This is a genomic window from Streptomyces flaveolus (assembly GCF_000716535.1).
In the GTDB taxonomy this organism is placed as follows: Bacteria; Actinomycetota; Actinomycetes; order Streptomycetales; family Streptomycetaceae; genus Streptomyces; species Streptomyces flaveolus_A.
On sequence record NZ_JNWV01000016.1, the window covers coordinates 219,598 to 240,589 of the forward strand.

Annotated in this window: 24 protein-coding genes and 1 tRNA gene; 17 read left to right on the top strand and 8 right to left on the bottom strand. The window is 72.2% G+C overall.

Translation table 11 applies throughout. The features are described 5' to 3' along the window. Window positions 1-8 precede the first annotated feature (8 nt). Window positions 9-85: transfer RNA gene (locus OO52_RS18660), tRNA-Thr, on the top strand. A gap of 68 nt (window positions 86-153) precedes the next feature. Next, window positions 154-381, top strand: a complete 228-nt coding sequence (locus tag OO52_RS18665) for a hypothetical protein (RefSeq protein ID WP_158712517.1) — start codon at window positions 154-156, stop codon at window positions 379-381. Between the two features lie 23 nt (window positions 382-404). On the opposite strand, the gene OO52_RS18670 is transcribed toward OO52_RS18665, so the two are convergent. Beyond that, on the bottom strand, window positions 405-770 hold the full coding sequence (locus tag OO52_RS18670) for a DUF6251 family protein (RefSeq protein WP_030651348.1): 366 nt from the start codon (window positions 768-770) through the stop codon (window positions 405-407). Window positions 771-1,187: 417 nt separating this feature from the next. On the opposite strand from OO52_RS18670, the gene OO52_RS18675 reads away from it, so the two are divergent. Further along, a complete protein-coding gene (locus OO52_RS18675) occupies window positions 1,188-2,081 on the top strand; it encodes a glycosyltransferase family 2 protein (RefSeq protein WP_030651349.1) in 894 nt (297 codons plus the stop codon). A gap of 480 nt (window positions 2,082-2,561) precedes the next feature. Beyond that, the gene (locus OO52_RS18680; protein WP_030651350.1) at window positions 2,562-6,290 is read left to right on the top strand and encodes an AfsR/SARP family transcriptional regulator; all 3,729 of its coding nucleotides are present in this window, start codon (window positions 2,562-2,564) and stop codon (window positions 6,288-6,290) included. A 61-nt stretch (window positions 6,291-6,351) separates the two neighbouring features. On the opposite strand, the gene OO52_RS18685 is transcribed toward OO52_RS18680, so the two are convergent. Together OO52_RS18685 and OO52_RS18690 are read right to left on the bottom strand one after the other, a co-directional pair. Then, window positions 6,352-8,040, bottom strand: coding sequence for a bifunctional 3'-5' exonuclease/DNA polymerase (locus tag OO52_RS18685; RefSeq protein ID WP_030651352.1), 1,689 nt, complete (start codon window positions 8,038-8,040; stop codon window positions 6,352-6,354). A gap of 57 nt (window positions 8,041-8,097) precedes the next feature. Beyond that, the gene (locus OO52_RS18690) at window positions 8,098-8,877 is read right to left on the bottom strand and encodes a Clp protease N-terminal domain-containing protein (protein WP_030651354.1); all 780 of its coding nucleotides are present in this window, start codon (window positions 8,875-8,877) and stop codon (window positions 8,098-8,100) included. Between the two features lie 173 nt (window positions 8,878-9,050). Here OO52_RS18690 and OO52_RS18695 point away from each other — a divergent pair, with 173 nt between their 5' ends. After that, window positions 9,051-10,160, top strand: a complete 1,110-nt coding sequence (locus tag OO52_RS18695) for a DUF2786 domain-containing protein (RefSeq protein WP_030651356.1) — start codon at window positions 9,051-9,053, stop codon at window positions 10,158-10,160. A gap of 121 nt (window positions 10,161-10,281) precedes the next feature. Here the strand turns inward: OO52_RS18695 and OO52_RS18700 are convergent, their stop codons facing one another. The 4 genes from OO52_RS18700 to rpmB all read right to left on the bottom strand — a co-directional run bounded on the left by OO52_RS18700 (window position 10,282) and on the right by rpmB (window position 12,143). Continuing rightward, entirely contained in the window at window positions 10,282-10,797 is a 516-nt protein-coding gene (locus OO52_RS18700) for a DUF4232 domain-containing protein (protein ID WP_030651359.1), read from the bottom strand. Between the two features lie 217 nt (window positions 10,798-11,014). After that, on the bottom strand, window positions 11,015-11,533 hold the full coding sequence (locus OO52_RS18705; RefSeq protein ID WP_420711405.1) for a hypothetical protein: 519 nt from the start codon (window positions 11,531-11,533) through the stop codon (window positions 11,015-11,017). A 68-nt stretch (window positions 11,534-11,601) separates the two neighbouring features. Further along, complete coding sequence (gene rpsN / locus OO52_RS18710) at window positions 11,602-11,907, bottom strand: 30S ribosomal protein S14 (protein ID WP_030651366.1); 306 nt, start codon at window positions 11,905-11,907, stop codon at window positions 11,602-11,604. Next, a complete protein-coding gene (gene rpmB, locus OO52_RS18715; RefSeq protein WP_030651370.1) occupies window positions 11,907-12,143 on the bottom strand; it encodes a 50S ribosomal protein L28 in 237 nt (78 codons plus the stop codon). The genes rpsN and rpmB overlap by 1 nt, the downstream gene beginning before the upstream one ends. Before the next feature lie 61 nt (window positions 12,144-12,204). Here rpmB and rpmG point away from each other — a divergent pair, with 61 nt between their 5' ends. From rpmG to OO52_RS18745, 6 genes are all read left to right on the top strand, one after another. Further along, on the top strand, window positions 12,205-12,369 hold the full coding sequence (gene rpmG, locus OO52_RS18720) for a 50S ribosomal protein L33 (protein ID WP_030651373.1): 165 nt from the start codon (window positions 12,205-12,207) through the stop codon (window positions 12,367-12,369). 7 nt (window positions 12,370-12,376) lie between these two features. Then, on the top strand, window positions 12,377-12,640 hold the full coding sequence (locus tag OO52_RS18725; protein ID WP_030651376.1) for a type B 50S ribosomal protein L31: 264 nt from the start codon (window positions 12,377-12,379) through the stop codon (window positions 12,638-12,640). Between the two features lie 164 nt (window positions 12,641-12,804). Further along, window positions 12,805-13,179, top strand: coding sequence for a VOC family protein (locus tag OO52_RS18730; protein WP_030651379.1), 375 nt, complete (start codon window positions 12,805-12,807; stop codon window positions 13,177-13,179). A 7-nt stretch (window positions 13,180-13,186) separates the two neighbouring features. Beyond that, window positions 13,187-13,534 carry an ArsR/SmtB family transcription factor gene (locus OO52_RS18735; protein WP_030651382.1) on the top strand — a complete coding sequence of 116 codons (348 nt, stop codon included), beginning with the start codon at window positions 13,187-13,189 and terminating at the stop codon, window positions 13,532-13,534. Continuing rightward, the gene (locus OO52_RS18740) at window positions 13,531-14,004 is read left to right on the top strand and encodes an SRPBCC family protein (RefSeq protein ID WP_030651385.1); all 474 of its coding nucleotides are present in this window, start codon (window positions 13,531-13,533) and stop codon (window positions 14,002-14,004) included. The genes OO52_RS18735 and OO52_RS18740 overlap by 4 nt, the downstream gene beginning before the upstream one ends. Window positions 14,005-14,151: 147 nt before the next feature. Then, on the top strand, window positions 14,152-14,421 hold the full coding sequence (locus tag OO52_RS18745) for a DUF397 domain-containing protein (RefSeq protein ID WP_030651389.1): 270 nt from the start codon (window positions 14,152-14,154) through the stop codon (window positions 14,419-14,421). A gap of 110 nt (window positions 14,422-14,531) precedes the next feature. Here OO52_RS18745 and OO52_RS18750 read toward each other — a convergent pair whose 3' ends face one another. Further along, window positions 14,532-15,005: an ATP-binding protein gene (locus OO52_RS18750; RefSeq protein ID WP_030651392.1), complete on the bottom strand. Its 474-nt coding sequence runs from the start codon at window positions 15,003-15,005 to the stop codon at window positions 14,532-14,534. Between the two features lie 365 nt (window positions 15,006-15,370). On the opposite strand from OO52_RS18750, the gene OO52_RS18755 reads away from it, so the two are divergent. The 6 genes from OO52_RS18755 (at window position 15,371) to OO52_RS18780 (ending at window position 20,923) form a co-directional block, all read left to right on the top strand. Further along, window positions 15,371-16,195, top strand: coding sequence for a helix-turn-helix domain-containing protein (locus OO52_RS18755; protein ID WP_048910257.1), 825 nt, complete (start codon window positions 15,371-15,373; stop codon window positions 16,193-16,195). Between the two features lie 87 nt (window positions 16,196-16,282). Next, the gene (locus OO52_RS18760) at window positions 16,283-17,743 is read left to right on the top strand and encodes an aldehyde dehydrogenase family protein (protein WP_030651400.1); all 1,461 of its coding nucleotides are present in this window, start codon (window positions 16,283-16,285) and stop codon (window positions 17,741-17,743) included. Window positions 17,744-17,895: 152 nt separating this feature from the next. Continuing rightward, window positions 17,896-18,444, top strand: a complete 549-nt coding sequence (locus tag OO52_RS18765; protein ID WP_030651402.1) for a DinB family protein — start codon at window positions 17,896-17,898, stop codon at window positions 18,442-18,444. 24 nt (window positions 18,445-18,468) lie between these two features. Further along, window positions 18,469-19,110 (top strand): PadR family transcriptional regulator, encoded by a 642-nt coding sequence (locus tag OO52_RS18770; RefSeq protein ID WP_030651405.1) that lies wholly within the window; start codon window positions 18,469-18,471, stop codon window positions 19,108-19,110. A 92-nt stretch (window positions 19,111-19,202) separates the two neighbouring features. Further along, window positions 19,203-20,165, top strand: a complete 963-nt coding sequence (locus OO52_RS18775) for a daunorubicin resistance protein DrrA family ABC transporter ATP-binding protein (protein ID WP_030651408.1) — start codon at window positions 19,203-19,205, stop codon at window positions 20,163-20,165. Then, window positions 20,162-20,923, top strand: coding sequence for an ABC transporter permease (locus OO52_RS18780; RefSeq protein WP_030651410.1), 762 nt, complete (start codon window positions 20,162-20,164; stop codon window positions 20,921-20,923). Before OO52_RS18775 ends, OO52_RS18780 begins: the two co-directional genes overlap by 4 nt. Window positions 20,924-20,992 lie beyond the last annotated feature (69 nt).

Genomic DNA, 20,992 nt, shown 5'->3' on the forward strand with positions numbered 1-20,992 from the left:
GGCAGCACGCCGCTTTAGCTCAGATGGCCAGAGCAACGCACTCGTAATGCGTAGGTCTCGGGTTCGAATCCCGAAAGCGGCTCCACTGGAAACCCCAGGTCAGGAATTGTCTGACCTGGGGTTTTGTCATTCAGCGTACGCGACGGCGTCGCCGTGAGCCTGCTGCTCGCCAGCCGCCGGTCCGTGGGTGCCGAGATCGGCGGCGACATTCGACGCGAGCGGCTGTCGGACGAGATGACCGACTACTCGATCGCCGTAGACGCCTCCGCGCAGACACTTTCCCCTGATGAGCGCCAGCACTTGCGGACCACCGCCCGCGTGCCCGACTGGTTCATGGCGGACGTTGAGCGGCGGTACCAGGAGATCCGTAAGCGCCGCTGACGCTGCGCCGGCGCTGCCGAACCTCAGCACCCGCGGCGCAGGCGCTTGGCGGCCGCCTTGCCGTGGCTGCCGCCCACGGAGCGCACGGCGGCGACCACGCCCGAGGACATGACCGCGGCCAGGAAGGTGAGCATCATGAGGCTCGCGGCGCTGGCGGTCAGCACGCGGACGAGCAGCGGGCCGAGGTAGACGCCGGCCGCGACCGCACCGGCACCGACCCCGGAGCGCAGCGCGACACGCTGCACCGTGCGCTCCGGCGACGCCTGCTGGATGTGCACCACCTGCGTCCCGGCGGGCTGCTGCGCGGGCAAGGCGGGGGCGGCGTAGACGTGGCAGCCGTCCGGGAGTTGGACGACGGTCGGCGGGCGGTGTGCGGGGAGCTGCTCCATGAGGCACCCTCCGGGGCGTTGTCAGGGAAGGCGCAGGTAGAGCGGAGCTGCGTGGGTTTGGTGCCGATCCGGTCGCGGAGTGCTGCGGTTTTGGAGGGGTCGACGGCGGGTCGGTCGACGGCGCCCAGATGTCCTGCGAGTGCGGCTCTCTGTGCGGGATCGTCGAGGGCGCCTCCGCGGCCGTCGCGCCGGCCACCCGCCCAACGAGTAGGCGTCAACGAGTCGATGTCAACGAGTCGGCTTCATTGCGTCGGCAGAAGGGGCGCGGCGGGGAACGCGCCGACAAAACCGGATCAAAGACGCGGCAAAGTGAAGCGGCGTCCGGTGAACCCGCGGATCTGAGGCAACATCCTGGTGAACGGCGGGCAGCGCGTGGTCGGGGTGCGGTGCCGCTGTCGGCCGGATGGGGTGAGGGACGTGGTGGAGCCGAGGATCGCCGTCGCCGTGGTGACCATGGGCAACCGGCCCGCCGAGGTCGACGCCCTGCTGGAGTCCGTGGCCAAGCAGGACCTCGCCCCCGCCCGCATCGTGATCGTCGGCAACGGCTGCCGACTGCCCGAGTTCGCCCGGCGCCTGTCCCTGCCCGGCGAGGTCACCACCATCGACGTCGAGGAGAACCTCGGCTGCCCGGGCGGCCGGAACGTCGCCCTCGCCCGGCTGCGGGAGTTCGGGGACGTCGACGTCGTCGTGGAACTGGACGACGACGGGCTGCTCGTCGAGCCCGACGTGCTGCGCCGGGTGCGCGACCTCTACGCCGCCGACCCCCGCCTCGGCATCGTCGGCTTCCGCATCGCCGACGAGCGGGGCGAGACCCAGCAGCGGCATGTGCCGAGGATCGGCCCGTCCGATCCGCTGCGCGGCGGCTACGTCACCGGGTTCCTCGGCGGCGGACACGCCCTGCGCATGGCGATGCTGGCCGAGACCGGCGACTGGCCCGCCGAGTTCTTCTTCGCGCACGAGGAGACCGACCTGGCCTGGCGGGCCGCCGACGCCGGCTGGAAGATCCTGTACGCCCCCGAACTGCTCCTCCAGCACCCCAAGACCTCACCGGCCCGGCACGCCATCTACTACCGGGTCAACGCCCGCAACCGCGTCTGGCTCGTCCGGCGCCGGCTGCCGCTGTCGCTCGTCCCGGTGCACCTCGGGGTGTGGACGCTCCTCACCCTCGCCCGCACCCGTTCCCCGGCGGGGCTCAAGGCCTGGTTCGGCGGGTTCGCGGAAGGGCTGCGGGCGCCGGCCGGTGAGCGGCGGCCGATGCGCTGGCGGACGGTGTGGCGGCTGACCCGGCTGGGGCGCCCGCCGGTGATCTGAGCCAAGGAAGCCAAGGAAGCGCAGGAAGCCCAGGGATCCTGGGAAGCCCGGGAAGAGAAGCGGGACGGGGCCCCGGTCGTTCACCTCCGCCGACCGGGGCCCTTGTCGTCCCCGGATCCAGCCTGCGGCGACACTCCCCCGAGTTACGCGTGCTACGCGCGCGCCGTCGGGCCGAATCCGATGCAATGATCACATCAGGATTCGCCAACGGATCGCTAACATGTGGCCAACGGTTCGTCAGCGGACCGCGGAGCGGTTGGCCGGAAGTCGTTCGGAGGCAGCGGGAACTGCCCCTTCCGACGGGCGGATTCGGATGCCGTACCGGCGGAGGGCCGGTGGTCGGTCGGCGATCGGCCGACGGGAGGAAGGTGGCGGGAAACCGCTGTGGACAGGGCGGAATTCCGCCAGGCAACGGCGGGTACACACCCGCTGCGGAGCGCGGTCGGGCCCGACCGCGCGGGAAGGCAGTGGAGCGGCGTGATGCGGCGGTGCGAGCTGCGCTTCGGACTGCTGGGACCGCCGGTCCTCTATGACCGACCGCAGTACGGGATCTCGTACGACAGCTTTCACGCCACATCGCAGGAAGCCTCCGGCATCCCTGCCGAAGCCTCCGGCCTCTCTCCCGAAGCCTCCGGCATGTCTCCCGAAGCCCCCGGTCACGCGCCCGGAGCCCCCGGTCCCGCGTCCGAATCCTCTGGTCCCGCGCACGGAACCTCTGGTCCCCCCGCCCCCCACCGCCCCGCCGAGAAGGCCGGCCACGACGCTTCCGACAACGGCGTCCGAGCCATCGGCAGCCCCAAGGTCCGCGCCCTGCTCGCCACGCTGCTGCTGGAACCCGGCCGGGTCGTGTCGGTCGAGGCGCTGAAGGACGCGTTGTGGGGTGGCGCGCCGCCCGTCTCCGCGCAGGCCTCCCTGCACAACCACGTCACCCGGCTGCGCCGGCTCCTGGACGACCCCGAGCGGCTCAGGGCCGTACCGCCGGGCTATGTGCTGCGGGTCGACCACGGCGAGCTGGACGTGCACGTCTTCGACGCCCAGGTCGCCGAGGCGCGCGCCGCGCACGCCCGGCGCGACTGGCCGGACGTCGTACGCGCCTGCGCTGCCGCGCTCGTGCTGTGGCGCGGCACGCCGCTCAGCGGACTCCCCGCCGACATCGGCGGCTACGCCCTCGTGCAGCGCCTGACTGAGGCGCGGCTGCTCCTGTTGGAGCTGCGCTACGACGCCGAACTCGCCCTCGGCGGCGCCCGCTTGGCCGCGCTCGTCCCCGAGCTGACGGCCCTGGTCGCCGAACACCCGCTGCGCGAGGCGTACCACCGTCAGCTGATGCTCGCCCTGCACCGCACCGGCCGCCAGGCCGAGGCCCTCGCCGTCCACCGAGATCTGCGTGCTCGCCTGGTCGAGGAACTCGGCATCGAGCCCGGCCCTGCGGTCCGCGAGGCGCATGTCGAGGTGCTGCGGGGAAGCGGTGAGGAGCGGCGACGGAGCTCGGGCTACGGCGACTCCTCACGGCCGGCCGGGCAGGGCGGGCAGGAGGGCCGAGAGGGCGACTTGGCCACCGGCACCGGCACCGGCACCGGCACCAGCGGCGGTGGCAGGGACGGCGCCGGCGATCGCACTCGTGCCGGCACCCGCAGCGGCGCGGGTACCGGACCCGGCACCCCCAGCGGTGGTCCCGCGTCGACGGCGTCCACGGCGCCCCAAGCGTCCCCCGCACCACCCTCCGCGCCTTCCGCGCCCCCCACCCCCTCCACGCCCCCCACGTCCTCACGCGATGGCGACGGACCCGCCGTACGGCAGACCCCCCGTCCGGCCCAGCTCCCCGCCCCGCCCGCCCACTTCACCGGCCGTGCCGATGTGTGCCGCGAGCTGCACCGCGCGCTGACCGAGCCGCCCGCTCCGGCCCCTGCCGTCGCGGTGATCAGCGGTATGGCCGGCGTCGGCAAGAGCGCGCTGGCCCTGCACGTGGCCCATGAGTTGAGGGAACGTTTCACCGACGGTCAGCTCTACGTCAACCTGCACGGCGCCACCCCCGGCATGACCCCGCTCACTGCCACTCAGGCGCTCGCCGCGCTGCTGCGCGACCTCGGCGCGGAGCCCCGGAACATCCCGGAACACCCGGATGCGGCCGCCGCGTTGCTCCGCTCACTGCTCGCGCCCGCGCGCATCCTGCTGGTGCTGGACGACGCGGCGAACGCCGCCCAGGTACGGCCCCTGCTGCCGGCCGGGCCCGGCTGCGCGGTGATCGTCACCAGCCGCTCGCCGCTCACCGCGCTCGACGGTGCCCGTCGCTTTCCGCTCTCCCCGCTGACCGGCGAGGACAGCGCGGCCCTGCTGCGTGCGGTGAGCGGGCGCGCGGGGCTGGACGCCGGCCACGCGCTGGTCGAGCTGACCGGCCGGCTCCCGCTGGCCCTGCGCGTGGTCGCCGCCCGGCTCGCGGCCCGCCGCGCCCTGACCCCGGACGTACTGGCCGGCCAACTCGCCGAGACCGGCGGGCGGTTGCGTCACCTGGAGTACGACGACCTGAGCGTCCGCCGCTCCCTGGCCGTCGCCCACGACGCGCTCGCCGCCGCCGAGCGCGAGGCCGACCGGGACGCGGCCCTCGCCCTGCGTCACATCGGCGCGCTCGACCTGCCCGCCTATGGCGCACCGCTGATCGCGCGCCTCACCGGCACGGACGAGCGCCGCGCCGAGGCCGCCCTGGACCGCCTGGTCGACGTCGCCCTCCTGGAGGAGACGGCGTACGGCCGCTACGCGCCTCATGACCTGGTCCGAGACTTCGCCCGCGAACTGGCCGACGCCGCCCCGCGTCCCGCCGTGTCCCCGACCGCCGGCACGGCAGGGACGGACGGCCTCGACGGGGCTCCCGTGCCGGCGGCCGGGGACGGGTCCTCCTCGAGCACCCCCCGCAGCGCCGCCCCCGGTACCCCAGGTGCACCAACTACTCCCGGCAACCCAGGCACCCCAGGCACAGACGCGTCCGGCACCGCCGAGACCGCCACCCCCGCCGGCGCCGACCGCACTCCCGCCGGCGCCGACCGCACTCCCGCCCCCGAAAACGCCCCCACCCCCGACCTCACCGCCCTCCGCTGGTACGCCGCCATGGCCGAGCGGGTGTTGACGGCGATCGTGGAGCCCGGGCTCGATCAGGACGACCGGCGGCGGCCGACCTCCGCGCAGCCGGCGGGGCACGCGGCGGACGTGGCGGCCCTGGCGCCCTTCGAGTCGGCCGAGGAGGCCTTCGCCTGGGGTGAGCTGGAGCTGGAGAACGTCGTCACGCTGGTGGCACGCAACGCCGGCACCGACGATCCGCGCACGGCCGCCCACCTCTCGGCGCTCGTACGGCTGCTCTTCCCCTATGCGCAGCGCAGCGGCCGGGTGGCCGAGATGGAGGTGCTGGGGCGGGCCGCGCTCGGTGCCGCGCGGCGGCTGGGAGACCCGGCGGCCGAGGCGTACGCGCTGGGCGACCTGGCGGGCCTGCACTTCCTGACCGGGCGGCAGAACGACGCGCTCGTCCTCACCGACCAGGCCCTGGAGATCTGGGGGCGGCTGGGCACGGCCACCCGGATCCGGCGCTGCCTGAACAACCGCGGGCTGCTGCTGGAGGGGCTGGGGCGGTTCGCGGAGTCGGGGGAGGCGCTGCGGCAGAGCCTTGCCTACTCGCGGCTGCTGAACGACCCCTACGGCGAGGCCGTCACCCGCAGCCACCTGGGGAACCTCTACGAGCACACCGACCCGCGCGCCGCCATCGAGCAGCACCGGCGTTCGCTGGCCATCGGGGACGAGATCGGCGCCGTCATCGTGCAGCACTCGGCGCACTGCAACATCGGCTACGCGCATCTCACCCTCGGCGAACCGGCGGCCGCCGCCCGGCACTTCGAGGAGAGTCTGCGCATTCTCGGCGGTCACGGCGACTGGCACGGCGAGTCGCAGACCCGGCTTGGCCTGGTCCGCGCGCTGCGGCGGCTGGGGCACATCGAGCGGGCGGCGGACGAGTGCGCCGAACTGCTGCGCCGGGCCGACGCCCGCGCCGACCGCTACATGGGCGGACTGGCCCTGCACCAGCACGGGTTCCTGCTGCGCGAGCGGGGGCGGCGGACGGAGGCGTACGACGCCTGGCGCGCGGCCCACGAGGCGCTGGACGGCACGGACGAGCAGGCGGTCCTGGTGGAGCTGCGGGAGCTGTTGAGCGACGGCTCGGCCGCCTCATGAACCACCGTGCGATCCGCTGTGCCACCCGCCGTGCCACCGCCGTGCCACTTGGTGACAGGCGCTACTTGGCGTCGGCGTAGCACTCCACCACCGCCGTCGTGAACGGGAACCGCACCGGGGTGTCGCCGAAGGTCAGCCGGCCCGCGAGGGCGGCGGACTCGCGGATGGCCTGGACGACGGCGTCGGCCTCCTCGGCGGGGCAGTGCACGATCACCTCGTCGTGCTGGAAGAAGACCAGCTCGGCCTTCAGTTCCGCGCAGGCCCGGCGCAGCGCGGCGAGCAGCAGCAGCGCCCAGTCTGCGGCGCTGCCCTGCACGACGAAGTTCCGCGCGAAGCGGCCCCTCGCGCGGGAGTTGGTCGACGCGTATCCGGGGCCCCAGCCGGTCTGGCCCTCCGGTTCCTCCTCGCCGACCGGGATGCCCGCCTCCTCGGCCGCGTCCTCGCCCGCCCGGACGGCCGGCGGGCAGGTGCGGCCCAGCCAGGTGCGCACCAACCGGCCCTCCTCGCCCGCGCGGGCCGCCTCGTCGACGTAGGCGACGGCCTTGGGGAAGCGGCGGCGGAGCGCGGCGAGGTTCTTCAGGCCGTCGCCGGAGGTCTGGCCGTAGATCGCGCCGAGCACGGCGAGCTTGGCCTGGTTGCGGTCGCCGGAGAAGGCGCGGTCGGAGACGGACTGGTAGAGGTCGCTCTCGCGGCCGGCCACCTCCATCAGGCCGGGGTCGCGGGAGATCGCGGCCAGCACGCGCGGCTCCATCTGGTCGGCGTCGGCCACCACCAGCCGCCAGCCGGGGTCGGCGACGACCGCCCGGCGGATCACCTTGGGGATCTGCAGCGCGCCGCCGCCGTTGGTCACCCAGCGTCCGGTGACCGTGCCGCCGGCCAGGAACTCGGGGCGGAAGCGGCCGTCGCGCACCCAGTCCTGGAGCCAGGACCAGCCGTGGGCCACCCAGATGCGGTACAGCTTCTTGTACTCCAGCAGGGGCTCCACGGCCGGGTGGTCGACGGACTGGATCTCCCAGCGGCGGGTGGACTTCACCTTGATCCCGGCCTGCGCGAAGGCCTTGATCACATCGGCGGGCAGATCGGGCCGCACCCGGCGGCCGAAGGCGGCGGACACCTCGTCGGCCAGCTCGGCGAGGCGGCGCGGCTCGCCGCCGCCCGCGTACCGCTCGCCGAGCAGGTCGTGCAGCAGCTCGCGGTGGACCTCGGCGCTCCAGGGCAGACCCGCGTGGTTCATCTCGGCGGCGATCAGCGTCCCGGCCGACTCGGCGGCGGTCAGCAGCCACATGCGGGCGGGGTCGGTGGTCCGCTCGTGCCGCCGCAACTGGTCGGCGTAGACCGCGAGCAGGTCCGGCAGGGGCAGGTGGCTGCCGACGGGCTCGAAGAGCGGGGACTGGGCGTTCGGATCGGCCGCGCGCTGCGGAGGGTCGGGAGGGACGGGGCCGCCGCGGAGGCGGGCCAGGGCGGCGGCGGCCGAACGCGGCTCGCCGTACCGCCCCTCGTGGCCCAGCAGGAGGGTTTCGGCGTCCTCGATGTCGTAGCACCGCTCCACTCGCACCCCCGTGGCGAGCAGTCGCGGGTAGACCTCGGGGGTCGACCGCCACACCCAGCGCGTCACCTCCGGGCGGCTCCGCACCGCCGCGGCGAGATCCCTCTCCCGCCGCACCGGTCCGGCGGGCAGCCCGTCCGGGCCGAGGGGGGCGACGTCCACGCCTTCGTCCTCGGCCGGTGCGAGCGCCCACCGGTCGGTCATGTATGCGAGTGTGGCAGGGGGGTCTGACAATCGCCCCGACCTGCGGACTCTGCCTCTTCAGTCCTGGCCGGCCTCCTGGGCTCCGGTCGCCGACTCGGCTGCCGCGGCCGCCTCCTTCTTCTGTTCCAGGAGCAGCGACAGCACCTTGCCGACGTACTCCTCGGTACCCGCTTTGGTGATGCCGAGGCCGCTGAGGACGCCCTGGCCGTTCTCGTGCTCCAGCAGGGCCAGCAGGATGTGCTCGGTGCCGATGTAGTTGTGGCCCAGCCGGAGTGCCTCGCGGAAGGTGAGCTCCAGGACCTTCTTGGCCTCGGGGCCGTAGGGGACGAGGTCGGGGACGTCGTCGGACGCGGGTGGGAGCGCGGCCGTCGCGGCCTGGCGTACGGCGTCCAGCGGGACGCCCTGCGCGGTGATCGCCTTCGCGGCCAGGCCCTCGGGCTCGGCCAGCAGCCCGAGGAGCAGGTGCTCGGGGCGGCCCTCGGCGTTCCGGGCGGCCAGGGCCTCGTTGTGCGCGGCCATGACCACGTTCCGCGCGCGGGGGGTGTAGCGGCTGAAGCCCTGGCTGAGGTCGAGGTCGGTGGACTCCTTGGGCACGAACCGCTTCTGCGCCGCCTGCCGGGTCACGCCCATGCTCCGGCCGATGTCGGTCCAGGACGCGCCCGAGCGGCGGGCCTGGTCGACGAAGTGGCCGATCAGGTGGTCGGCCACGTCGCCGAGGTGATCGGCGGCGATCACCGCGTCCTGGAGCTGGTCGAGGGGCTCGGGGTGGACCTTCTTGATGGCCGCGATGAGGTCGTCGAGACGCACGGATGCCGTGATGTTCGGGTTGGTCGCCATGGTGTCAACCGTAGGTTGCCACCTCTGCACTGTCAACCGATAGTTGACACCCGTGTCGGTGACTCCCGTCGCCCCGACCGTCGGCCGCGGTCCCGCTCGCCACTTCATCCCGTTGTCCACAGCCTGTGGACAGCGACCGCGCACTGTCAGCGGGGCGTGGCACGATCGACAGCGTGACCAGCACTGCCAGCACCGTCGAACGGGCCTTCCGGGCCGCCCTCTACGACGACACCGACACCGGACTCGACACGGGTGCCTCCCTGCTCGCCGCCGACCCGGGCGCCGACGCCGAACTCGCGCGGCGCGGCGAGGACTTCGTCGCGGGGGCCTGGCAGCGCGGCTGGCAGCCCGCCGACGTCGTACGGCTGGTGCGGCGCGAGCTGGACGACGCGCACGTCCGCCTGGCCGCCGCGCTGATCCGGGCGCAGGCCGGGCGGGACCGGCCGCGCGGGCGCCGCTGGGCCGACCAGCTCGCGGCGCTGCCCGCCGGCCCCGAACGCACCGCCGACCGCTTCTCGCACGCCACGGCGGTCCTGGAGCTGTACCGCCTGCTGTTGCGCCTGCCCACCCTGGAGCCCCTGGACGAGGAGCCCCGGCGCGCCCACGGCCCGGCCGCCTCCCGCATGCTCACCCGCATCCGCGCGCTGCTCGCCAAGGCCGAGGCCACCGGTTATCCGGAGGAGGCCGAGGCGCTCAGCGCCAAGGCGCAGGAGCTGATGGCCCGGCACAGCGTCGACGAGGCGCTGCTCGCCGCCGAGGCGCCCGCGCCGGACGCGCCCGGCGCCTGCCGCATCGGGGTCGAGCCGCCGTACGAACAGGCGAAAGCGGTCCTGCTGGACGCGGTGGCCACGGCGAACCACTGCCGCGCGGTGTGGAACGAACCACTCGGCTTCTCCACGGTCGTCGGCTTCGAGGCGGACCTGGAGGTGGTCGAGCTGCTCTACACCTCGCTGCTGGTGCAGGCCACGCACGCGATGACGAAGGCGGAGGCCGCCCAGAGAGCCGGCGGGCGCAAGCGGACCAAGACCTTCCGACAGTCGTTCCTCGCGGCCTACGCGCACCGCGTGGGCGACCGGCTCGCGGCCGCCGCCGAGACGCAGGTGACCCAGGACCTGCTGCCGGTGCTCGTCACACGCGAGACAGCCGTCACCGGCCGGCTGGAGCGCATGTTCCCGGAGACCACGACGACCCGGCTGCGGGGGGTCAGCGACGCGGCGGGCTGGACGGAGGGCGCACGCGCGGCGGACCGCGCACAGGTCAGGGCCCGCCCACGCCTGGGGTGACGGTCGGTCAACCGCCTGCGCGGTGGACGACCTCGCTGCGGTGCCGGACAGCCCGGTCGAGGGCCCGCTCTGTCAGGGTGCCGCCCCGACCCGTCGCGGACCCGCTCCCGCCTCGCCCCGCTCAGTCACCCACCTGCTGGAAGGCGCTCACGGACGCGTCCGGACCGCTCCCGTCGGCCTTGCCCGCGACCGGGCCGTACTTCCACGGGAAGGTCCGGCTGGTGTCCGAACCCGGCAGGGTGATCTTCACGGTCTGCGCCGCCAGGGCTTTCTCGGCGCCCTCCTTGCCGCGTACATAGCTGATCGAGAAGGACGCGGAGTCGCCCTTGGCGAGCTTCAGCTTCTGGGCCTTCGCACCCTTGAGCGCGGGCACCCGGGCCTTGGAGCCGCCGCCGCTGAGCACGACGTCGGGGAAGTCGTCCAGCGTGCACGGGGTGCTCTGGTTGGTGATGCTGACCGGGATCTCGCCGGTGTCCCCGGCGGCCGGGGCCACGCTCGCCGCCCCGATCTGCAGCGAGACCCCGCCGATCTCGCAGGCGGAGCCGCTCTTGCCGTTCTTGTCACCGCCGCTGTCGTTGCAGGCGGTCAGCAGCAGGGCGGCGGCGAGAGCGGTGACGGTGAGCGGAATGGCGCGCATGTGCAGGTTCCCATCGAGGTGGTGACGGTCTCCCCCGCATCATGGCCCCTGCGCCCGGGGCGCGTTCACGCGCCCCGGCCCGATTCACCACTTCAGATGGTGTCTGAACGGCTCGGAGGGCACCGAAGGCTTTGAAGGCTTTAAAGGTACCGAAAGCTTTGAAGGCACCGCAGGCCTTGAAGGCACCGCAGGCTTTGAAGGCTTCGGAAGAACGTCCTCACCGCTGCACCAGCGCCGTCGGCAGGCCCGACGGCAGCTTCCCGCCCTCGGCCTTGGTATACGTCTCCTGGCCGGTCTTGCCCGACCAGGTCACCTTCAGCGTCGTGCCGTTCACCGAGTCGACCATGCCGGTGGTGCGGTCCTTGTCTCCGCCGGCACAGGTCAGACGGATCATCTGCATGCCGTCCTCGGCGCCCGCCGTCCCGCTGCACACGGCCCCGCCGGTCGCGAAGATCCCGGCCTTCTTCCCGGTGATCACCAGGGCCACGATCTTGCCGCCGGCGGTGGTGATCCAACTGCCCTCGAGCTCGGCGGAGGCGCCGGCGGGGGAGTCCGAGCTCGGCGACGGGGCCGCGGTCGTGCCCGACGAGGGCGACGCCGAGGTGCCGTCCCCGGAACCGCCGCCGCTGCACGCCGTGAGCGCCAGCACGCCCACCAGCCCCGCGGCCAGCCCCGCGGTCAGGGCCGCGCCCCGCCCTCGCGCAGTCGCCCGCACCCTCGCAGTCGCAGTAGTCACCGGAAGCTCCCTCAGCGATAGCGGCCGGCCGCCCTCGCCGGACGGCCCGCAGCGCAAGCTACCAGCAGTCACCAGGAGGACTTCCGGACGCCGGGCAGGAATCCCCGGTGGGCGCACTCGCGCAGGCCGATCCGGGACAGTCCGAAGGCGCGCAGGTAGCCGCGTGGGCGGCCGTCGGCCTGGTCGCGGTTGCGGACGCGGGTCGCGCTGGCGTCCCGTGGCTGCCGGCCCAGTTCCCGCCACGCGGCCAGTCGTTCGGCCTCGGGGGAGGAGGGCCGGCGGATGACCTCCTTCAGCTCCGCGCGGCGCCCGGCGTACCGGGCGACGGTCTCCTTGCGCCGCTCGTTCTTCGCGATCTTGCTCTTCTTCGCCATCAGACCTTCACTCCCCGGGCGCGGATGCGGGCGACGGCCGCTTCGACGCCGATCGTGTCCACCGTCCTGACCGCCCGCGCGCTCAGCCGCAGCCGGACGTGGCGGCCCTCGCCGGGCAGCCAGTAGCGCTTGGTCTGGATGTTCGGGTCGAAGCGGCGGGAGGTGCACCGGTGGGAGTGGGAGACGCGGTTGCCGAAGCCCGGCCGGGCGCCGGTGAGCATGCAGTGCGCGGACACGGTGACGTAGCTCTCCTCAGACGTAGCTGTTAATGGAATTCATTTTCAGTAAGATAGCAGCATGGCACGCAACGAACTCCGTCCGGTGATCAAGCTGAGGTCCACCGCCGGGACCGGCTACACCTACGTGACGCGCAAGAACCGCCGCAACGATCCGGACCGCATGACGCTGCGCAAGTACGACCCGGCCGCCGGCCGGCACGTCGACTTCCGAGAGGAGCGCTGACCCCGCGATGCGCAAGGGAATCCACCCGGAGTACGGGCCGGTCGTCTTCCGTGACCGCGCCGCGAACCACGCCTTCCTCACCCGCTCCACGCTCGCCGGGACGGAGACCGGCAAGACGATCGAGTGGGAGGGCGGCGCCATCTACCCCGTGGTCGATGTCGAGATCTCGAACGTCAGCCACCCCTTCTACACCGGTACCGCGCGCGTGCTGGACACCGCCGGGCGTGTGGAGCGCTTCGAGCGCCGGTACGGGAAGCGGGGCGGCGCGTGAGCCTGCCGTTGGCCGTCGTGGCCGGGCTGCACACCGCCGCCGGCACGGCCATGGCGTTGCTGCCGTATGCCGGACGCTGAGCGGAGAGGCGGAGAGGCCCCCGGAACAGGTAGGAACTTTCCTACGATTGACTAGTAGGGAATTACCTACCTATTGTCGGCGGCATGAACATCACGCACGCCTCCTTCGTCACCCTCCCCGTCGCCGACCAGGACCGCGCCCTGCGCTTCTACCGCGACGTGCTCGGCTTCGAGGTCACCGCCGACCGGGACATGCCGCAGGGCCGCTGGCTCCAGGTGGCCCCCGCGGGCGCCCAGACCGTCTTCACGCTCTCCGGGCCCGGCATGGGTGGTTTCGAGCCCGGTTCGGCGCGGGGGATCATGTTGGTCACGACCGATGTCGACGCCGACTGCGCCCGGCTGGCCGCGGCCGGCGCCCGGGTGCAGGGGCCGGACGACGTCCCCTGGGGGCGGATGGCCTCCTTCACCGACCCCGACGGCAACGGTCTGATGCTGCTGACGGAGAAGGAAGGCTTCTGACCGCTCGATGAACGGGACGGGTACCGCCGCCGAGGACCGCGTCTTCGCCGCGCTCGCCAACGCCACGCGCCGCGAGGTGCTGCGGCTGCTGCGCGAGCGCGGGCCGCAGCCGGTACAGGCCCTGGCCGACCACTTCGACATGCGCCGCCCGAGCCTCTCGGAACACCTCAAGGTGCTCCGGGAGGCCGGCCTCGTCTCGGAGCGGCGCTCCGGACGGCAGCGCATCTACCGCCTCGAAGCGGCTCCGCTCGCCGATGTGCAGGACTGGCTCCATCCGTACGAGCGGTTCTGGCGCGAGCGGCTGAAGGGTCTCGGCGATCTCCTCGACCGCATGCCCGACGATGAGCAGTCATGAGTGCAGCACCCGGACCTGACGCGGACGACCTCACCACGATCCGCGTCGATCAGTTCTTCCCGCACCCGCCCGCCAAGGTCTGGCGCGCCCTGACCGATCCCGACCTGCTGGCCCGCTGGCAGATGCCCGGCGCCGAGGACTTCCGGCTCCGGGTCGGCCACCGGTACCGGATGACCTCCGTCCCCCGTCCCAACACCCGCTTCTCGGGCGTCGTAGAGGTGGAGGTACTGGCCTACGACACCGAGCGGATGCTGTCCCTCCGCTGGACGGATGCCGATCCGGCCAACCCGGCCGACTGGACGATCACGTGGACCCTGGAACATGAGGGGCGCGGTACGCGTCTCTTCCTAGTGCACGAGGGGTTCGATCCGGACGACCCCGCTCAGCTCATGGCACGGAAGATCATGGGCGGGGGCTGGAGGGGGCATGTCCTGCCCGCTCTGGGGCAGACGCTGGAACAGCTTCGGTAAAGCGGACGTCAAGACTGTAACCGCGGCACCACTCCTCGTGCACGTGCATTTGCTCATGCATCTGCACGTGAACAGAGCTATGATCCGAGTCAGTTGACTACAGCATCTATGGCCTCACCAGCCAGTGCACCACTCGGGGAGCGACCTGTGGACCGCGACGTTGACGGCGTGTACGGGGGGTACGACGTGTACAACGGCATGGCTGCCACGCAGCTGGACGGAGTGGCCTGGCAGAAGAGCAGGCACAGCAACTCGCAGGGATCCTGCGTGGAGTTCGCGCGGCTGCCGGGCGGTGAGGTCGCCGTGCGCAACTCGCGCTTCCCGGACGGACCGGCGCTCGTCTACACGCGCGCGGAGATCGAAGCGATGCTCCTGGGCGTCAAGGACGGGGAGTTCGACCACCTGATAGCGAGCTGACGCCGGCAGCCCCGTCCGTTCCGCGTCGCTGGCAACGATGTCGGCGGGAGTGATCCGCACGGACCGGTGGACGCGCGTAGATACCGCGCGTCCACCGGTGCCCCCGTGGATCAGCTGGCCGTGTGCAGCCGGAACAGCGCCCAGACCACCTTGCCGTCGAGGGTGCCCGCGAGCGGGTGCCAGCCCCAGCTGTCGGCGAAGGAGTCGACGAGGAACAGCCCGCGGCCCGACTCGGCCGAGAAGTCGTCCGAGTCCCGCGGTGCCGGGGTCTCGTGGCTCGGGTCGCGCACCGCGCACACCAGCCGCTCGGTCCAGCGCATCAGGTGCAGCCGCACGGACGGGTGCTCCTCGCCCCGGCACGGCGCGGTCGGCACCGCGTGGCGCAGCGCGTTGGTGACGAGTTCGGAGACGACGAGGCAGATGTCGTCGAAGCGGTCACCGACGTCCCACTGCTCCAGGGTGCACCGGGTGAAGCGCCGGGCCTCGCGCACCGCCTCGAACCGGGCGGGCAGTGCGCAGGAGGCGGCATCGGACACGGCCGCGGGATCCAGCGGCGGAAGGCCCTGCCGTAACGGCTTGAGCATGGTCGATCCATTCGTCCCCATGCGAGGCACTCCCGGGAATTCGCGGTCGTTGCGATGCAGCGGTGGCGCGGCACCATGGTTTCGGATGCGCACACCAGATGCAAGGGCAGATGCACGTGCACGAGACCGAAATGGCACTGCCCGTACCGCTTCTTGGCCATTTTTTCTGCCATCTTCACGATGTTTCCGCCAGAGGTCCGGACCTCTCCCTGGTCCGCGCCCGGTGGAAACGGGTGGGCTCTTTCCGTTTCTGTAACCGGGCAAGTACTGCTCGAAGTGTTTTAGTGGCAGACTTCGGCCCCTGAAGACGGTTGGGGAGGCTGGCGAAAGTGAGCGCGGGAGAGCCCGGATCGGTGGTGCGGCGGATGCTGCTCGGCTCGCAACTCAGGCGACTGCGGGAAGCGCGGGGGATCACGCGCGAGGCGGCGGGGTACTCGATCCGCGCCTCGGAGTCGAAGATCAGCCGGATGGAGCTGGGCCGGGTGAGTTTCAAGACGAGGGACGTCGAGGACCTGCTCACGCTGTACGGCATCACGGACGAGGCCGAGCGCGAGTCGCTGCTCTCCCTCGCCCGGGAGGCCAACGTGGCGGGCTGGTGGCACAGTTACACCGACGTCCTGCCCAGCTGGTTCCCCACCTATGTGGGCCTGGAGGGCGCCGCCTCGCTGATCCGCGCCTACGAGGTGCAGTTCGTGCACGGCCTGCTGCAGACCGAGGAGTACGCCCGCGCGGTGGTCCGGCGCGGCATGAAGGGCGCGAGCGTCGCCGACGTCGAACGCCGGGTCGCGCTGCGCCTGGAGCGGCAGAAGTACCTGCTCGCCGACAACGCCCCCGAGTTCCACATCGTCCTGGACGAGGCCGCCCTGCGCCGCCCCTACGGGGACCGCGAGGTGATGCGCGGCCAGCTCCAGCACCTGATCGACATCTCCGAGCGGCCCAACGTACGGCTCCAGGTCATGCCGTTCAGCTTCGGTGGGCACTCCGGTGAGAGCGGCGCCTTCACCATCCTCAGCTTCCCCGAGTCCGACCTGTCCGACGTGGTCTATCTGGAACAGCTCACCAGCGCCCTCTACCTGGACAAGCGCGAGGACGTCGCCCAGTACGAGCAGGCCCTGAAGGAGCTCCAGCAGGACAGCCCCGGCCCGGACGAGAGCCGCGACCTCCTGCGCGGACTGCTGCAACTCTCCTGACGATCCTCAACTACATTGACCCACAAGTAGGATGACGTGCGATCAGACCTGGCGTAGATCTGTGGCCGCTAGCGATTGAGGGATCACATGTCGTCCTACTTCACCGACCTGGCCCAGCAGTACATCGACGGCGAGTGGCGACCGGGCACCGGCTCGTGGGACGTCATCGACTTCAATCCCTACGACGACGAGAAGCTGGCCTCGATCACGGTGGCCACGGTCGACGAGGTGGACCAGGCCTACCAGGCAGCCGCCCGCGCCCAGAAGAAGTGGGCCGAGACCAATCCCTACGCCCGGCGTGCTGTCTTCGAGCGGGCCCTGAGGCTGATAGAGGACCGCGAGCAGGAGATAGCCGACCTGATCATCGCGGAGCTGGGCGGCACGCGCGTCAAGGCCGGCTTCGAGCTGCACCTCGCCAAGGAGTTCCTGCGCGAGTCGGTGCACCTCGCCCTGCGCCCCGAGGGCCGGATCCTGCCCTCCCCGGGCGAGGGCAAGGAGAACCGCGTCTACCGCGTCCCGGTCGGCGTCGTGGGCGTCATCAGCCCCTTCAACTTCCCGTTCCTGCTGTCGCTGAAGTCGGTCGCGCCGGCCCTCGCGCTCGGCAACGCCGTGGTGCTCAAGCCGCACCAGAACACCCCGATCGCCGGCGGCACCCTGCTCGCGAAGATCTTCGAGGAGGCCGGGCTGCCCGGCGGCCTGCTCAACGTCGTCGTCACCGACATCGCCGAGATCGGTGACGCGTTCCTCGAGCACCCCGTCCCGAAGGTCATCTCCTTCACCGGTTCCGACAAGGTCGGCCGGCACGTCGCCACCGTCTGCGCCAAGCACTTCAAGCGCGCGGTCCTCGAACTGGGCGGCAACAGCGCGCTGGTGGTGCTGGACGACGCCGACATCGACTACGCGGTGGACGCGGCGGTCTTCAGCCGGTTCGTGCACCAGGGCCAGGTCTGCATGGCCGCCAACCGGGTCCTGGTGGACGCGTCCGTGGCCGACGAGTTCACCGAGAAGTTCGTCGCCAAGGTCCGCACCCTCAAGGTCGGCGACCCCCGCGACCCGGAGACCGTGATCGGCCCGGTGATCAACTCCGCGCAGGCGGGCGCCGTCTCCGGCACCGTGGAGCAGGCGCTCGCCGAGGGCGCCACCGCCCTGGTGCGCGGCACCACGACCAACAACCTGGTCGAGCCGACCGTGCTGACCGGCGTCCCGGCCGGCTCCCCGCTGCTCCAGCAGGAGATCTTCGGCCCGGTCGTCTTCCTCCTCACGTTCGACGGCGAGGAGGAGGCGGTCAGGATCGTCAACGACACCCCGTACGGTCTCAGTGGCGCCGTCCACACGGCCGACATCGAGCGGGGTGTGGCCTTCGCCAAGCGGATCGACACCGGCATGTTCCACGTGAACGACGGCACGGTCCACGACGAGCCGATCGTGCCCTTCGGCGGTGAGAAGCACTCCGGCCTCGGCCGTCTCAACGGTGAGTCCACGCTGGAGGCGTTCACCTCGGTCAAGTGGATCTCCGTGCAGCACGGGCGCAGCGCGTTCCCGTTCTAGTCGCGCCCCTGTCGTCCCGCGGCCGGAACTTTCCGGCGCGCCTTTTCCGCGTCCGGGCCATTGAGGACAGCATCTGACCTCAATGGCCCGTAGCGTCTTCGGTGTCGGGGGGAACGGCCCCGGCGAACCGGTCCGACGAAAGGCGGCACGCCATGGTCACGCACGTTCCGGCGGAGGCGACGGGCGACGAGCGCGGGGCACTGCTCGCGTTCATCGAGGAACAGCGCGGAGGGATCCGGCGGGCGCTGCTCGGGCTGACCGAGGAGCAGGCCCGTACCCGGCCCAGCGCCAGCGAGTTGTCCCTGGGCGGCCTGCTCAAGCATGTCGCCGAGGTGGAGCACAGCTGGATCGCCCGGGCGAAGCAGGAGCCGCCGGCGGTGAAGCGCGACGAGTCGAACTGGCACGAGACCTTCCAGCTCCTCGGTGACGAGACGGTCGCCTCGCAGCTGGCGTACTGGGCGCAGGTGGCCGCCGAGACGGAGAAGTTCATCCGCTCCGCGCCCAGCCTGGACGACACCTTCCCGCTGCCGCCCGACCCGTGGTTCCCGCCGGAGGGCCGGGTGTCGCTGCGCTGGCTGTGTCTGCACCTCATCCGCGAGACGGCCCGGCACGCCGGCCACGCCGACATCATCCGCGAGTCCCTGGACGGGAAGACCGCGTTCGAGCTGGTGGCCCTGGAGCGGGGCGGCTCCTGGGGCTGATCGCGGGGTCCTAACCTGGACCCCATGTCAGCGATCCGTCTCCTCGTGCTGGGCGCGGTCCGCCAGCACGGGCGGGCCCATGGCTACCAGGTCCGCAACGACCTGGAGTACTGGGGCGCAAACGAGTGGTCCAACGCAAAGCCGGGCTCGATCTACCACGCCCTGAAGCAGATGGCCAAGCAAGGGCTGCTGCACGCGCACGAGAGCGCGCCGTCCACGGCCGGCGGGCCGCCGCGTGTGGAGTACGAGATCACGGACCGGGGCGAGGACGAGTTCTTCCGGCTGCTGCGCGAGTCCCTGGTCGCCTACGACCAGAAGATGGACATCCAGTCCGCGGCGATCGGCTTCCTGGTCGAGCTGCCCCGTGCCGAGGCCCTGGAGCTGCTGCGGGAACGCATCCGCCGGATCGGGCAGTGGCGGACCGCCGTCACCGAGCACTACGTCCCCGAGGACGGCCCGGAGCAGCTCGGCCACATCGGGGAGATCATGAACCTCTGGGTCCACACGGCCGATTCCGACGCGGCCTGGACCCAGGGGCTCATCGACCGCCTGGAGGCGGGTGCGTACACCTTCGCGGGGGAGGGCGAGCCGTTCGTGGGCGTGCTCACCGAGGGGCAGGAGAACCCGTACGCGACAGGGGAGCGGCATCCGGAGGACGACCGCTGATCCAGCGGGCGCGACACTAATCAAGTTTGACCAATCATCTTCCCGGCGTTACGTTCGAGCGAGTAGTCAAACTTGACTAACGAGGGAGCGGAATGGCCGACACGGCGATCACCGTCGAAGGCGTACGCAAGACCTACGGCGGCACACCCGCCCTGGACGGGCTGGACCTGCACGTCACGCGCGGCACCGTGCACGCGGTGCTCGGCCCGAACGGCGCGGGCAAGACCACCCTGGTCCGGATCCTGTCCACCCTGCTCAGGCCCGACAGCGGACGCGTCGGGGTCGCCGGGCACGACGTGCTCACCGACGCCCGCGCGGTCCGCCGGCGCATCGGCCTGCTCGGCCAGCACGCGGCCCTGGACGAGCAGCTCGACGGCCGGCAGAACCTGGAGATGTTCGCCCGCCTGCACCACTTCGGCGCCCGGCACGCGCGCGTGCGCGCCACGGAACTCCTGGAGCGCTTCGACCTCACGGGCACCGGGCGGACCCCGGTCAGCCGTTACAGCGGCGGCATGCGTCGCCGTCTGGACCTGGCCGCCTCCCTGATCACCGACCCCGAGGTGCTGTTCCTGGACGAGCCCACCACCGGCCTCGACCCCCGCGGCCGGGCCGAGGTCTGGGCCTCGGTCCGCTCCCTGGTCGACGGCGGTACGACGGTGCTGCTCACCACCCAGTACCTGGAGGAGGCCGACCAGCTCGCCCACCGCGTCGCCTTCGTGGACCGGGGCCGGGTCGTCACCGACGGCACCCCCGAGGAGCTCAAGAGCCTCAGCGGCGGAGACCGCGTCGACGTCGTCCTGCGCGACGCCGACCGGCTCGCCGAGGCGGTGGCCGTACTGCCCCTCTCCGGGACCACCGTCGACACCGACCGCCGGCTGCTCAGCGCCCCGGTCACCGACCGCATGGCCGCCCTATCCGGGGTGGTGCGGGCCCTGGAGGCCGCCGGCATCGAGGCCGCCGACATCGCGCTGCGCCGGCCCACCCTGGACGAGGTGTTCCTGCACCTCACCGGCGACGCGCACCGGGGCGACGACCGAGCGGGGGAGGCCGCGTGAGCACGCACGTCCTGACCGACTCCTGGACCATGACCCGGCGCGAACTCGCCCACTGGGCACGGCAGCCCGGACAACTGCTGGTCGCGCTGGTCTTCCCGGTGATGCTGCTGCTGATGTTCGGCTATCTGGTCGGCGGCGGCCGGGGCGTGCGCGGCGACTACGTCGACTTCCTGGTGCCGGGCATGCTCGTGCTCACCATGGCCTTCGGCCTGGAGGGCACCATGCTCGCGGTCACCCAGGACCTCAACCGGGGCGTGATCGACCGCTTCCGTTCCCTGCCGATGGCGGACGGCGCGGTCCTCGTGGGCCGCGCGGCCGCCGACATGCTCCAGTCGGCGGTCGCGCTCGCCCTGCTGACCGGGGTGTCGTACGCGCTGGGCTGGCGGGCGCACGGCGGCGCCGGTGCCTTCGCGGCCGCCGCCGGCCTGCTCCTGCTGCTCCGTTTCGCGATGCTCTGGATCGGCATCTGTCTCGCCCTGCTCGCCGGCCTCCCGGAGATGGTGCAGGCCGTCCAGATCCTCGTGTGGCCGGCCGGCTTCTTCTCCAACGCCTTCGCCGTGCCCGCGTCGATGCCCGGCTGGCTGGGCACGGCCGTCGAGTGGAACCCGCTGTCCCGGACCGCGACGGCCGTACGGCACCTGCTGGGCGGCCCCGGCGGCGAACCGGGGCACCTCTGGCCGGCCGTCCTGTGTCCGCTCGCCCTGCTGGCGGTGTTCTTCCCGCTGGCCGTACGGACGTTCGCGCGCCTGGGCCGCTAGGGCCGCCGCGGCAAGCCCCCCAGGGCCCGTCTGACAAATCGCGTCGTCGTCCGAAGGGCGGACGCCCGG